Here is a 13,594-nt window from a genome sequence, read left to right as displayed (position 1 = left end):
GTTTATGCTGGCGTAAGACATGGATTTGATGATTGATGGGTGTTGTCGATTTTCTTGTGTTGCGGATAAGAAAAGGCCGGGAGGACGATGTCCTCCCGGCCTTTTGCCGTTGAATATGAAGCGAGAGCCTAGCCGACCACGATGTTGACCAGCCTGTTGGGGATGACGATGATCTTGCGGACCGTCTTGCCCTCGGTGAATTTGGTCACGTTTTCAAGCTCCAGGGCGATCTTCTCGACCTCGTCCTTGGGCGCGTTGTTGGGGGCCTCGAATTTCCCGCGCACCTTGCCGTTGACCTGGACGACCAGGGTGACCTCGTCCTTGACCAGGGCCTTTTCGTCAAAGGTCGGCCAGGGCTGTGCGGTCATGGTGGTGGAATGGCCCATGGCCTGCCACAGCTCCTCGCAGATGTGCGGGGCCACGGGCGAGAGCAGGGTCACGGCGGTGGCGATGGCCGAGGACAGTCCCTTGGGGTCGGACTGCTTGAGCTCGTCCTTGACCTGGTACAGTTCGTTGACCAGCTCCATGATGGCCGCGATGACCGTGTTGAACTGGAATTCGTTCTCGATGTCCCTGGTGGCCCGGCGGATGGTGTCGTGTTCCTTGAAGCGCAGCGCCTTGGCCGCTTCGGACGCCGGGGCGGCAGCCGAGGTGGGCAGTTCCGCAGTGAGCACGTCCTCCAGTTCCTCCACCAGCCTCCACAGGCGGCTGAGGAAGCGGTACGCGCCGTCGATGCCCTGATCCGACCATTCCAGCTCCTTGACCGGCGGGGAGGCGAAGAGAATGAAGAGCCGGGTGGCGTCCGCGCCGTACTGGTTGATCATGGCGTTGGGGTCGACCACGTTGCCCTTGGACTTGGACATCTTGCCGCCGTCCTTCAGGACCATGCCCTGGGTGAGCAGGTTGGCGAAGGGCTCCTTGGCCGTGACGAATCCGGTGTCGCGCAGGGCCTTGGTGAAGAACCGGGAGTAGAGCAGGTGCAGGATGGCGTGCTCGATGCCGCCGATGTACTGGTCCACGTTCATCCAGTAGTCCAGGTGCTCGCCGCCCAGGGGTTCCTCCTCGTTGCGCGGGTCGCAATAGCGCATGTAGTACCAGGAGGACTCGAAAAAGGTGTCGAAGGTGTCGGTCTCGCGCCGGGCGGCCGCGCCGCACTTGGGGCAGGCGCAGTTGACGAACTCGTCCATCTCCGGCAGCGGCGACTTGCCGTCCTTGCGCACCTGGGCGTTCTCGGGCAGGAGCACGGGCAACTGGTCCTCGGGGACCGGCACCACGCCGCAGGAATCGCAGTAGATGACCGGGATGGGCGCGCCCCAGAACCGCTGGCGGGACACGTTCCAGTCGCGCAGCCGGTAGTTGACGGCCATGGTGCCCTTGCCGGACTTGTCCAGGTGCTCGACGATGGCCTTCTTGGCCGGCTCGTTCTCCATTCCGTCGAATTCGCCGGAGTTGATCATGAAGCCGGGGTCGGTGTAGGCGGCGTCGAGGTCGGCGGCGTCGAGCCGCTCGCCCTTTTCCTGGAGCGCGGGCGGGTTGATGACCGCCTGCATGGGCAGGTCGTACTTGGCGGCGAACTCGAAGTCGCGCTGGTCGTGGGCCGGGACGGCCATGACCGCGCCGGTGCCGTAGCCCATGAGCACGAAGTTGGCGATGTAGATGGGCATCTCCCGGCCCGTGACCGGGTTCACGCAGTACTTGCCCGTGAAGATGCCTTCTTTCTCAAGGTCGTCGGCACCGCGTTTGATGCGGTCCATATCCTTGATGTTCTTGACGAATTTATCAATGTCGGCCTTGTTGTCGGCGTCGGCGGTCAGCGTCTCCACCAGGGGATGCTCGGCGGCCACGGACATGAAGGTCGCGCCGAACAGGGTGTCCGGGCGGGTGGTGAAGACCGTGACGGTCTCGTCCATGTCCTTGACCTGGAAGGTCAGTTCCGCGCCGTAGGACTTGCCGATCCAGTTGCGCTGCATGGTCAGCACGCGCTCGGGCCAGCCGCCCTCGAGGGTGTCGAGGTCCGCAAGCAGCTCGTCCGCGTAGTCTGTGATGCGCAGGAACCACTGCTCCATGTCCTTCTGTTCCACCTCGGAGTCGCAGCGCCAGCACAAGCCCTCTTCCACCTGCTCGTTGGCCAGCACGGTGTTGCAGGTCGGGCACCAGTTCTGCGGGGAGTCCTTGCGGTAGGCCAGCCCCTTTTCCAGGAACTTGAGGAAGAACTTCTGCTCCCACTTGTAGTATTCGGGACGGCAGGTGGCGATTTCGCGCCGCCAGTCGTAGGAGTAGCCGAGCCGCCTCAGCTGCTCGCGCATCTCGCTGATGTTCTGGTAGGTCCACTCGGCGGGATGGGTCTCGTTCTTGATGGCCGCGTTTTCGGCGGGCAGGCCGAAGGCGTCCCAACCCATGGGGTGCAGCACGTTGAAGCCCTGCATGGACTTGAACCGGGCCACCACGTCGCCGATGGAGTAGTTGCGCACGTGCCCCATGTGAATCTTGCCCGAGGGGTAGGGGAACATCTCCAGCACGTAGTACTTGGGTTTGGACGGGTCGGTCTCAACTTCGAAACAGCCGGATTCATTCCATATTTTCTGCCATTTCTTCTCAATCGCTTCCGGTGTGTACTTACCTAAAGCCATAATAAGAATCCTCGCGGGATGAAAATTTACTTTTTGAGCGTCTTTGCCACGCCATCGAGGATGCCGTTGACAAAGGAGCGCGACTTGTCGTCGCCGAACGTCTTGGACAACTCGATGGCCTCGTTGATGGCGGCCTTGACCGGAATGTCCGTGAACATCATCTCATAGAGCGAGAGCCGCAGGATGGACAACTCCACCATGGCGATGCGTTCGATCTTCCAGTGCTGCGAGTGAGCCTCGATGGCCTTGTCGACTTCCGCCAGGTGCGCGTCCACGCCCATGACCAGGTCAAGGGCGAAGTCGTGCGCGGTCTCGGAGCCCTGCTCCAGGACCAGCGGGTTGGTCGAAAACAGTGTTTCCATGTCCATGCCGCCGGTTTCCCGGAAGTGCATGGAATAGAGCACCTGAAAGGCCAGGGTGCGTCCCACCCTGCGTATGCCGGGCCTGTTGCCCTTTCTTGTGGATGCCATGGGCTAGAGCTGCTCCAGCACCCGGACGGTTTCGAGCAGGGCGGAAGCTGCCTCCACGCCCTTGTTGCCCGCCTTGGAGCCGGCCCGTTCGATGGCCTGGTCCAGGGAGTCGCAGGTGAGCAGGCCGAAGCCCATGGGCACGCCGGTCTCCATGCTGGCCTGGGCCACGCCCTTGGCGCACTCGTTGCAAACGTAATCGAAGTGCGGGGTGGCGCCGCGGATGACCGCGCCGAGCACGACGACGCCGTCGTAGTTGCCGGAGCGGGCCAGTTTCTGGGCGGCGATGGGGAGCTCGAAGGCACCGGGTAGTCGGACCAGGGTTAGGTCGTCCTCGCTGCCGCCGTGGCGGACCAGGTAGTCCACCGCACCGGAGATGAGCCGGTCAACGATGAAATCGTTGAAGCGCGCGGCCACGATGGCGATTTTGAGTCCCTTGGCATTCAACTGCCCTTCGATGGTCTTCATGGACATGGTGTCTTCTCCCTACTGGAAATGAGCTATATAGCAGTGTAATATGTTATCCGTTTTCGAAAATCAAATGGGCGCGGCCTAGTCGCCGTTGTTGCCCTTGATCAGGTGGTGCATCTTGTCGCGCTTGGTCTCCAGATATTTCTGGTTCAACTCGCAGGATCCCACCTCGATGGGCACGCGTTCGGTGACTTCCAGGCCGTAGCCCTCGAGTCCGACCATTTTCTTGGGGTTGTTGGTCATCAGCCGCATTTTGGAGACGCCCAGCGCCACCAGGATCTGTGCGCCGGTGCCGTATTCGCGCATGTCCGGCGGGAAGCCGAGCTTGACGTTGGCCTCGACGGTGTCCAACCCCTGGTCCTGCAAGTGGTACGCCCGGATCTTGTTGCCCAGGCCGATGCCCCGGCCTTCCTGGCGCATGTAGACCAGCACGCCCTTGCCCTCGTTGCGGATCATGCACATGGCGTCCTGCAGCTGGGGGCCGCAGTCGCAGCGCAGGGAGCCGAACACGTCGCCGGTCAGGCACTCGGAGTGCACGCGGACGAGGGTCGGCTTGTCGGGGTGGATGTCGCCCATGTACAGGGCGATGTGCGTCTTGCCGTCCGCCTCGGAGTGGAAGGCTGCGGATTTGAAATTGCCCCAGCGGGTGGGGAGGTTGGCTTCGCCGACCTTGGTCACGGACTTGCCGTCGAACTTCATGCGGTAGGCGATGAGGTCGGCCACGGAGCATATCTTGAGGTTGTGCTTGCGGGCGTAGACCTCGAGGTCGGGCATGCGGGCCATGGAACCGTCCTCGTTCATGATCTCGCAGATCACGGCGGCGGGCTTGAACCCTGCCAGCCGGGCGATGTCGGAGCCGCCCTCGGTCTGCCCGGCGCGCACCAGCACGCCGCCGTCCTTGGCCCGCAGCGGAAAGATGTGGCCGGGGGTGACGATGGACTCGGGACAGGCGCCGTCGGCCACGGCGGCCAGAACGGTGGTGGCGCGGTCGGCGGCGGAGATGCCCGTGGTCACGCCCTCGCGGGCCTCGATGGAAACCGTGAAGTTGGTGCCGAACCCGGATTCGTTCTTCTTGGCCATCAGCTCCAGGCCGAGGGCGTCCGCCATGGTGTTGGCCATGGGCAGGCAGATCAGGCCGCGCCCGTAGGTGGCCATGAAGTTGATCGCTTCAGGGGTGACCGCCTCGGCGGCACAGACGAGATCGCCTTCGTTCTCGCGATCCTCGTCGTCCACCATGATGACCATCTTGCCCAGGCGGATATCCTCAATGGCTTCTTCGATTTTGCATAAGGCCATGTTCACGCACCTCGATATGTGTTTTTCCCGTGGCTGGCGGGTATTCCTCACCCTGCACGGGGACCATTTCTTACCGTAAATGGGCCCAGTGGGGAAGGAGAAATATTTTGTCAATAAAGCATGTTATACCAGCTGATTGTGGAGGGGGCGTCCAAAGACGTGTGTTCGCGGATGCCCTCGCGACCTTCGGAGAATAGTCACCAGGGCCGGAAATGCAACCGGCTCAGGAGCGAAAATATGGGACGGGAAGGTATCAGGCGGTGAATTCGATGACCTGGTTCCGGCCGTTTTCCTTGGCCCGGGTCAGCGCCTTGTCAGCCGCCAGGATGAACGAGTCGCGCGCCTTGCCCGCCTTGGGCAGGGCGCCGATCTCAGCCACGCCGCAGCTGATGGTCACCTTGACCTCGGGTCCTTCCAGGCTGATGTCGTTGACCTCGACCACGATGCGCAGCTTTTCCGCAGCCCGGGAGGCCCTTTCGGCCGTGGTCTCGGGGAGCAGTACCACGAATTCCTCGCCGCCGTACCGGGCCACGATGTCCGAGGTGCGGACGTTGGCCGCTATGAGCCGGGCCACTTCGGCCAGGGCCAGGTCGCCCAGGGGGTGGCCAAAGGAGTTGTTGACGTCCTTGAAGTGGTCGATGTCGATCATGATCATGGACAGGGCGTTGCCGTACCGGCCGGCCCGGTCCACTTCCTCGTCCAGCCGGTCGAAGAACCAGCGCCGGTTGGGCAGGCCGGTCAGGTCGTCGTGGGTGGTCAGGGTGGCGATCTTGTCGTGGCAGCCTTCGATGAGGCGCATGAGCCGGGTGGAGGAAAAGAGGGACAGGCCGAGCACCACGGCGGCAGCCGCCAGGACCGAGGCCAGGGCCAGGCTGCGGTCGTCCAGGAGCATGGCGGGGAACACGGCGGCGACGATGACGGCCATGGAGGCCACGGATTGGAAATTGAAGATGCGCCAGGCGTTCTTGCGGCTTTGGCTCTTGGTGGTCGGTGTCATTGCTGCTGTTCCTCCGGTGGGGCGTGGGGTTATTCTATAGCCGGATTTTCGGGTTATGGAAAGGGGGGCAGGACGAGGCGGGCCGCCGCTCCTCGCCTTCAGGCATGGGAACGGCGGCCCGTTTCGGGAACGGCAATGCCGAGCGGGCCGGTCAGGCCAGGGCCGCTCCCCGGACCACGGGCCTGTCGAGTTCGCCGACGGACACGTTGCGTTCCGCGGCCAGCCGGTCGAGCAGGGATACCTGCCTCCGGGACAGGGCGTTGTTGTCCAGCGAGCGCCCGGCGTCGTAAACGCCGACCACGTCTTCCAGTACGGTCACGCTGTGGGCGCGCCGGTGCCAGTCGAGAATATTGAGATAATCCGCCTCGTATTTGCCCTGGTAGTTCCAGCCTCCGCACCGGTCCACCACCAGCCTGCGCGACAGGCACAGGCAGAGCGGGTCGATGTTGCCCTGCCGGACCAGGGAGCCAGCGTCGAGCCGGGGCAGGAATGGCGTGTCAAAGGCCAGCTGCGTGTCGATGCGGCCGATGATCATTTCGGCGTCGAAGTGCTTGAGGTACAGGCGCAGGGCATACGGCTTGAGGACGTTGTCGTCGTCGAGGAAGATGATCTTTTCCCCTCCGGCCACGCCCAGCAGGATATTGCGGATGCCGTTGCCCCAGTCGTTGTCCCTGGGCAGATTGAAACTTCTGACGGGCATGTTTGTCTCGGGCTTTTTGCCCTTGACCCCGTCGAAGCCGATGAGAATTTCCACTTGTCCCCGTTCCAGTCCGGCGAAGCGGGCTGCCGCGTTTACGGAATCGACCGCTTTTTGCAGCGCCTTGGGCCGTCTGCCTGTGGAGGGGATTATGACTGAAAAGAGCATATCGCCGTCCCTGGCCATATTGCTGTCTCCCTCCCCGCGTCCCTGCGGGTTTGAAGGGTCTCCCAACCCCTAATTCATGTCTCCCGAACAGCAGGGTATATTCCCGCTGTTCACTGGTTCTATCGACAGCGATTAATGTTTGTTTAGAGGGGGGGGCAAATTTTCTTCACTTGGTGAATGTTTCGGGCTCCAAACCCGCTTGCGGCGGGTTTGATCGCATTGTTTTTTAGGGTTTTAGCGCATTCGCGTTTGACGATATTCGTTATCTCCACATTGTGTTCCGCTTTTACAGCGGCTGACTTTTTAGCTGGCGCACTAAAAAGTAAGCAAAAAGTGCGCTTTCCCAGCTCGGCCGCCCCCAAGATCTCGGCAAGAATCCGATCAGCTCGGGGCGGCTCCCATCCGTGGGGACTGGTACGCGTTGAGTTCGCAAAAAGATAAAGGCCATGGCGAGGTGCGTGTATCTCCTTGCGGGAGCCGCCGCCCCTCGCTGTCGGCTTCTAGGCCGCAATCAAGGGCTGGGTTCTCGGTTGTCCGTCCGCTCTGGGGTTTGTATTCAGGTGCGCCCTGCGGAGATGGCCGGGTGTTTCAACAGTGACGGACAATACGCTGGACAGGTCCTAGAGCCTGTTCCGGGCGACTTGCGCAGCCCGTCTGCGTCTGCTTCAGCAGACATCCTGACGGGCAGCAAAGTACGCCTACAGGCTCTTGGGCCTGACAGCGCGAGCTAACTCAAAAAGCGCCCTTTTTCCCCTATTTTTGGGGCGCCAGCCAAAAATAGGGCCGCCGAGGGGCGGAACACAAAGTAGGGAGAACGAATTCTGTCGAACGCGAATGCGCGCAGTGCTCAAAAAAACGATCAACGCCGCCAAAGGCGGCGTTGGAGAAGGCTACAGAAAGAAAACGGAATCAGCGGCTAGAAGCCGTGTTCGCGGAGGTATTCCATGGTGATTTTCGACTGCGTCCCAGCGTGGTCGCCGCCGGTCCACGGCGCGACCATCCGCTCCACATACTTGCCGATGATGTCGGTCTCCATGTTGACCTTGCGGCCCGGTGTCCAGCCGGAGATGGTGGTGGCCTTCTGCGTCTCGGGGATGATGTTCACCTCCAGCCAGGTGGGGGCGCAGTCGTTGACGGTCAGCGAGATGCCGTCCAGGGCAACGGACCCCTTGGGGATGACGTAGCGGCCGTTGGCCGAGTCAAAGGCGAGGCGGTATATCCTGGATTCGCCCGCCGGGCGCACCTCGGCCACCTCGGCCAGGCAATCCACGTGGCCGGACACGATGTGGCCGCCGAACCGGTCGCCCATGGCCATGGCCCGTTCCAGGTTGGCCTTGGAGCCGATCCGGAGCTCGCCCAGGCTGGTGACGGACATGGTCTCCCTGGATGCGTAGCAGGTGAACCAGTTGTCGCCGAAGGTCTCCACGGTCAGGCAGACGCCGTTGACCGCGATGGACTCGCCGGGCTCGATGTCCGGGAGGTCGAAGAGGGGGGTGATGCGGAAGCGTGTCTCCGCGCCCCGGTTGTCGGCGGTGTCGATGCGGCCCATGCCCATGACCAGTCCTGTGAACATAGTGAATTCCTCGTGAAGCGGCTTGTTGCCGAAGTTGTAGCAGGGAGCGGGGGAAGTGTAAATCCGGGGATCAGTGCAGGTGTCTGTCCAGGATTTCCTGGTATTGCGGCGTGGCCTTGACCCGGTCCAGGGCCCGTTGGAAATCCCAGTACAGGTTGGGCGGGATGTCCCGGTTGAAGGCGTAGAAGACCGGCGTCTCGCTCAGCACGAAGACCGTCTCGAAATCATCCGGGGAGAGCCCGTGCTTGATGGCGATCTGCTTCCAGCACCGCTCCTCGTAGGCCACCATGTCCAGCCTCCCCTCCATGAGCTTGAGGATGTTCTGCTCCATGTTCGCCAGGGCTTCGATCTTGTTCCGCTCGCCGTGCTTCTGCAACAGCGCGTCCGTGATGTCTTCCCGCAGGGTGCCGATGCGGTATCCCTCGGCCTTGTCCAGGTCGTCCAGGACGATGCGGGACGATTTCCTGGCGACGAGCACGAAGCGGACGGTGGCGATGGGGCCAGCCCAGCGGAACAGGTTTTCCCGCTGGGGAATCCGGGCCATGCTGAAGAGTATGGTGTTGCTGACGTTGCAGACGCGGTCGTAGGCCCTGGCCCAGGGCATGACCTGGATGGGGTGGTCGGGTTGGCCGAGTTCCTTCCAGATCAATCGCAGGAGGTCCACGGAAATCCCCTTGAGGTCCCCGTCTTCCGTATAGTTGAACGGATAGTATTCCTCGGTCAGGTAGGAGATCTCCCACCCGGCATGGGCGGGTGCGGGGGTGAGGGCGAGAAAAGCCAGGATCGGCAGCCAGATGGCGAGGACGCAGAAAAGTATCGCAGGGAAGGAAGGCCCTGGTGCCTCGTGCGGGGTCCCCTCTGCGGGGAGAGTCTGGCAGGGTGGCGTACGCATATTATGTAATTATGGGGAGATACATATCATGTGCGTCGTTGGGTGTAAACAGGAATCGGGACCTGCGCCCCCTACTTGAGGGGTGCGTCAGGGTCCTTGAAGAGGTAGACGGCGGTCATGTCGGCGAGGGCTTCGTAGAGGCGGTCCTGTTCGATGTCCGGGCCGAACACGGCAACGGAGTGCATGGTCTCCTCAAAGGCGTTGGCCACCACCCGGGCAGCGGCGTCGAGGTCCGTGACCCGGAGGTTGTCGCCCATGGCGGAGAGCAGGCCGACGATCTTGGCTGTCATGTCCCGGTTTTCAACGGCCACCATGCGGGTGAAGTCCTCATCCGTGTAGCGCATCGCCAGCATGATGCGCAGCAGTTCGGGCGCGTGGTGGTGGGAGTCGTGTCCCAGCCGGATGGTCAGGCGCATCATCTCCCTGCCTGTGGCCCCGTCCCGGACCATGGCCCGGAGCTCTTCGAACACGGCCGCGTCCACGTCGGCCATGTGCCGGCTGAGGATTTCGAGGAGCAGGGCCTTCTTGTCCGTGAAGTAGGCATAGAAGGTGCCCACGGATACGCCCGCCTTCCCGGCGATCTCCTTGGCGTTGGTGCCCTGGAAGCCCTTTTCGCCGAACAGGGCCATGGCCGCGTCCACAAGGCGGTTGCGCTTTTCGATGGACCGCGCCTGCTGGGGCACGCGGACGGTGGTGTCATTGCTCATTCGTTTCTCCGGCAGACAGCGTACCGTTCCCGGCGTCCGGCATCAAGCCCTCTCCAGGACGGCGGCATGGCTGAGGCGGATGGCGGGGGTGCCCGTGTGCACGAATCCGGTCCGGGCCGCTGCCGCCAGCTCGTTATCGAAGTGGGAGCGGGAAACGTGGAACCGGGGCTCGGCCAGCAGCAGCTTCCCGCCGGGTTTGACGCATTGGGCCATGCGCCTGAAATAGGCGTCTATGTCCGGTGTTTCGTGGGCCATGTACGCCGAGAGCCCGAAGTCCACCTCGGGCAGTCGGCCCAGGTCCCCGGCATCGCACTTCCAGGTCTCTATGATGTCGGCCAGGCCGAGCTCGTCCGCCTTCTCTTCGAGCAGGGCCAGGGCCTCTGCCTGGAGGTCCACGGCGATGACCTTGCCGGACGGCCCCACAAGGCGGGCCAGGGCCAGGGAAAAGAAGCCCGTGCCGCAGCCCGTGTCGGCCACGGTCATGCCCGGCTCGACCAACCCCTTGAACATCTTCCGAGGCGGCTGGATCAATGCCCGGACGGGGTTGTTGAGGGTCCACTGCCGGTGCCACGACATGATGTGGTCTCCCTGTTCCTTGTATGCATGCAACATGATCGCCTCCGTGTGTTGTGTTAAAAACTGAATATGAACTCAGGTTCATGTTGTCAACATAAAAAAATGGGTGATGCCCGTGTTTGCCTGCGGCGGAAGTTATTTTGCCAGTAATGTCAGCATGATGTCCGCGCCCAGCCGTTCCGTGCGGGTGATCCGGAAGTCGCGGGTGTCGGCCATGGTCACGTTGTCGCGCCCGGAATAGGCCGAGGGCGCGGTGTTGTCGCCCAGGATGCGCGGGGTCAGGAAGTGGACCACCTCGTCGGCCAGCCCCTGTTCGATGAGGGACATGGCGAACCGGCCGCCGCCTTCGCACAATGTGTAATAGCAGTCCTGTTCCGCGTGGAGGCGTTCAAAGCCCGGCGAGAGGTTGAGGCGGCCGGGCTCCCCGGGCAGGGGCCAGACGGACGTGCCGCGTTCGCGGAGGCGGTCCGCCTGTTTCGACCGGGCGGCCTTGTCCGAGGTCATGAAGATGGTTCGGTTCGACCGTTCGCGGAGCAGGGTATGCTCGGCCGGGGCTTCGGGCAGCCGGGAGGTGACCACCACCGCCAGGGGCTGGATGAAGCCTGCGGGCAGGTCGTTCATGCGGCAGGTCAGGCTCGGGTTGTCGGCGTAGAAGGTGTTGCCTCCCACCACCACGGCCCCGACCATGCTGCGCAGCTTGTGGACGCGGGCAAAGGATTCCGGGCCGGAGATCGGTTCCGGCTCGTTGCGGGCCGAGGCTATCTTGCCGTCCAGGGTGGCCGCCATTTTCAGGATGTTGTAGGGCGAGTGGGAGTGCTGCCAGAGCAGGAAGTCGCCGATGAGGTCCAGGCATTCCTGTTCGCAGACGCCGAGTTCCACGTTGATGCCGTGTCGGCGCAATCGCTCCACGCCCCCCGCAGCCACCGGGTTGGGGTCGCGGGTCCCGACCACCACCGTGCCCACCTTGGCCTCAATGAGCCCTTCCGTACAGGGCGGGGTCTTGCCCTGGTGGTTGCACGGCTCCAGGGTGACGTACATGGTCAGCCCTTCGGGGGCCACGCCCTTTTCCCTGGCGTCGGCCAGGCACTCGCGCTCGGCGTGCAGCGCGCCGAACCGGGTGTGGTATCCCTCGGCCACGATCTTGCCGTCCCTGACGAGCACGGCCCCCACGCAGGGGTTGGGCGCGGTGGTGCCCCGTCCCCTGTAGGCCAGCTCGATGGCCCGGCGCATGAAATGTTCGTGGTGCCCAGGCATGGTCTAGCTGAAGTCCCCTTCCATGTATATGCAGCGGACCCCGGCCTCGTCGAGCATCTGCTCGGACAGCTCGTCCGGGTAGTTCTCGGAGAAGTAGATGTTTCGCACCTCGCAGTTGATGAGCATCTTGGTGCACAGGATGCACGGCTTGGTGGTGCAGTAGATGTCGCACCCCTTGAGGTCGAGGTTGTGGGTGGCGGCCTGGATGATGACGTTCTGTTCGGCGTGCAGTCCCCGGCACAGTTCGTGCCGTTCCCCGGACGGGATGCCGAGCTGATCGCGGATGCAGCCGACGTCCTCGCAGTGGGCGATGTTGGTGGGCACGCCGTTGTATCCGGTTGCCAGGATGCGCTTGTCGCGCACGGCGATGGCGCCCACGGCGCGGCGGGTGCAGGTGGAACGCTGGGCCACCAGATGGGCTATGCGCATGAAATATTCTGGCCAGGGCAGTCTGTTGGACATGGTCGATCCTCGTGCGGGTTGTGTCCGGTCCGTCTATCATTTCTCGGCGCGAAAGGGAACGGTCGGGCAATCCCTCTTCCGGGTGCGCGTCAATAGTACGCGGAGATGATTTTCAGGTAGGGGCTCATGCCCGTCTCGTCGGGTTGTTTCATTTCGTTCAGCGTGGCTTGCAGGTGTTCGATGACGCGGGCGGGCGTGTCGGCGTGAAAGGCGAAGTAGAGGGGGATGGAGTCAAGGGTCAGGGCCGTTTCGAAAAGGTTCGTGTCGATCCCCTCGCGGGCCATGAGATGGTAGGCGGCCGCCGTGGCCAGCAGAAGTCCGTCCGCCTTGTCTGTCACCAGGGCCTTGATGGCCCCCTGCGGCGTGGGGAAGCGCAGGAAGTGTTTCTCCTCGATGGCTGTCCCCATGAGTCCTTTTTCCGGTGCGCTGTTGATGACCGACGCCAGGATCATCGTTTTTGCGTCGTGGATGCGGGCCAGGCGAAAATGGCGGAATTTCTTGACGATGATGCCCGACTTGGCAGTGAATATCGGGCCGACCAATTTAAAGCCATGGTCCTGTTGGTGGCTTTTGGACAGGGCGAGAAAGACGGTGCCCGGCTCTTTGTAGTCCCGCTGAAGGAACTGGGCCATGGGTATGCTCCGGCTTTGCGCCACGGAGTGTCCCGTGATCCGGAACAGGTAGGTGAGCAGATCGCCGGCCATGCCGGAAGGCTTCCCGTCCTTCAGGAATTTGAAGGGCGGTACGGAGTTGGTGATGACGGTGAAGGATTGGGCTGCGGCCAGGCGCGGTGACACGAACAGGAATGCCGTGGTGCAGCAAGCGATCAGGCAGGTCTTGCAAAAGGGCAACATGCGAAGCATTCCTAACATAGGTTGTCTTGAAAGTCTGCAGCGGCGATGCGCCGCCGGTGGTCGTTCGCCCCGGCCCGGGGCGATGAATCAGATGGATCAGCCCCCGCCGCCGCCACATCCGCCGCCGGTGTTTTTCAGGGCGTTGAAGTCGGGGCCGGGGCTATCGACCTTTGCCGCGCAGGCGCTCATCAGCTTTTCGGTGTTCCCGGATCCGCACCGGGGACAGACGACCTCGTCCTTTTGCGAGAAGATGAGTTCCTCGAACTCGTGGCCGCATTCCTTGCAGGCATATTCATAGATGGGCATGCTGTGTTCTCCGAAACAGAATTGATGCGTTCAATGTGGGTGCTGCCCGGGGAAAGTCAAGGTCTTCCCGCTTGCACTTTGCACGGAGTTTGTGCAATGTGTGTGCATTGGGGTGCACAAAAAACAGTGTTTCGGGACAGTGCGATTTTCAAAATAGTTTTTATTCCTAGTCTCTTACATGTTTGGCACGGCAGATGCTTCATGCAGTGGCAAGAAGATACACACTCTCACTATCTTCCTGGCG

Annotated in this window: 14 protein-coding genes; all 14 read right to left on the bottom strand. The window is 62.5% G+C overall.

Annotation, left to right across the window (positions count from 1 at the left end):
• Nucleotides 1-128: 128 nt before the first annotated feature.
• The 14 genes from leuS to OO730_RS06575 all read right to left on the bottom strand — a co-directional run bounded on the left by leuS (nucleotide 129) and on the right by OO730_RS06575 (nucleotide 13,350).
• Complete coding sequence (gene leuS, locus OO730_RS06640) at nucleotides 129-2,630, bottom strand: leucine--tRNA ligase (protein ID WP_264983800.1); 2,502 nt, start codon at nucleotides 2,628-2,630, stop codon at nucleotides 129-131.
• 26 nt (nucleotides 2,631-2,656) lie between these two features.
• Nucleotides 2,657-3,100 (bottom strand): transcription antitermination factor NusB, encoded by a 444-nt coding sequence (nusB, locus tag OO730_RS06635; protein WP_264983799.1) that lies wholly within the window; start codon nucleotides 3,098-3,100, stop codon nucleotides 2,657-2,659.
• Nucleotides 3,101-3,103: 3 nt separating this feature from the next.
• Nucleotides 3,104-3,571, bottom strand: coding sequence for a 6,7-dimethyl-8-ribityllumazine synthase (gene ribH / locus OO730_RS06630; RefSeq protein WP_323373373.1), 468 nt, complete (start codon nucleotides 3,569-3,571; stop codon nucleotides 3,104-3,106).
• Nucleotides 3,572-3,649: 78 nt separating this feature from the next.
• Entirely contained in the window at nucleotides 3,650-4,864 is a 1,215-nt protein-coding gene (locus OO730_RS06625; protein ID WP_264983798.1) for a bifunctional 3,4-dihydroxy-2-butanone-4-phosphate synthase/GTP cyclohydrolase II, read from the bottom strand.
• Nucleotides 4,865-5,117: 253 nt separating this feature from the next.
• Nucleotides 5,118-5,861, bottom strand: coding sequence for a GGDEF domain-containing protein (locus OO730_RS06620; protein WP_264983797.1), 744 nt, complete (start codon nucleotides 5,859-5,861; stop codon nucleotides 5,118-5,120).
• A gap of 151 nt (nucleotides 5,862-6,012) precedes the next feature.
• Entirely contained in the window at nucleotides 6,013-6,744 is a 732-nt protein-coding gene (locus OO730_RS06615) for a glycosyltransferase (RefSeq protein WP_264983796.1), read from the bottom strand.
• A gap of 898 nt (nucleotides 6,745-7,642) precedes the next feature.
• The gene (locus OO730_RS06610) at nucleotides 7,643-8,299 is read right to left on the bottom strand and encodes a riboflavin synthase (RefSeq protein WP_264983795.1); all 657 of its coding nucleotides are present in this window, start codon (nucleotides 8,297-8,299) and stop codon (nucleotides 7,643-7,645) included.
• Nucleotides 8,300-8,369: 70 nt separating this feature from the next.
• Nucleotides 8,370-9,191 (bottom strand): substrate-binding periplasmic protein, encoded by an 822-nt coding sequence (locus OO730_RS06605; protein WP_264983794.1) that lies wholly within the window; start codon nucleotides 9,189-9,191, stop codon nucleotides 8,370-8,372.
• A gap of 71 nt (nucleotides 9,192-9,262) precedes the next feature.
• A complete protein-coding gene (locus tag OO730_RS06600) occupies nucleotides 9,263-9,898 on the bottom strand; it encodes a TetR/AcrR family transcriptional regulator (RefSeq protein ID WP_264983793.1) in 636 nt (211 codons plus the stop codon).
• Between the two features lie 42 nt (nucleotides 9,899-9,940).
• Nucleotides 9,941-10,510, bottom strand: coding sequence for an SAM-dependent methyltransferase (locus tag OO730_RS06595; protein ID WP_264983792.1), 570 nt, complete (start codon nucleotides 10,508-10,510; stop codon nucleotides 9,941-9,943).
• 99 nt (nucleotides 10,511-10,609) lie between these two features.
• Nucleotides 10,610-11,728, bottom strand: a complete 1,119-nt coding sequence (gene ribD, locus OO730_RS06590; protein ID WP_264983791.1) for a bifunctional diaminohydroxyphosphoribosylaminopyrimidine deaminase/5-amino-6-(5-phosphoribosylamino)uracil reductase RibD — start codon at nucleotides 11,726-11,728, stop codon at nucleotides 10,610-10,612.
• A gap of 3 nt (nucleotides 11,729-11,731) precedes the next feature.
• On the bottom strand, nucleotides 11,732-12,190 hold the full coding sequence (locus OO730_RS06585; protein WP_264983790.1) for a deoxycytidylate deaminase: 459 nt from the start codon (nucleotides 12,188-12,190) through the stop codon (nucleotides 11,732-11,734).
• Nucleotides 12,191-12,279: 89 nt separating this feature from the next.
• The gene (locus OO730_RS06580) at nucleotides 12,280-13,044 is read right to left on the bottom strand and encodes a substrate-binding periplasmic protein (protein WP_264983789.1); all 765 of its coding nucleotides are present in this window, start codon (nucleotides 13,042-13,044) and stop codon (nucleotides 12,280-12,282) included.
• A gap of 96 nt (nucleotides 13,045-13,140) precedes the next feature.
• The gene (locus OO730_RS06575; protein ID WP_264983788.1) at nucleotides 13,141-13,350 is read right to left on the bottom strand and encodes an FmdB family zinc ribbon protein; all 210 of its coding nucleotides are present in this window, start codon (nucleotides 13,348-13,350) and stop codon (nucleotides 13,141-13,143) included.
• Nucleotides 13,351-13,594 lie beyond the last annotated feature (244 nt).

The organism is Pseudodesulfovibrio portus, from assembly GCF_026000375.1.
Classification (GTDB): Bacteria; Desulfobacterota; Desulfovibrionia; order Desulfovibrionales; family Desulfovibrionaceae; genus Pseudodesulfovibrio; species Pseudodesulfovibrio portus.
This window is presented reverse-complemented; position numbering and strand designations above follow the sequence as displayed.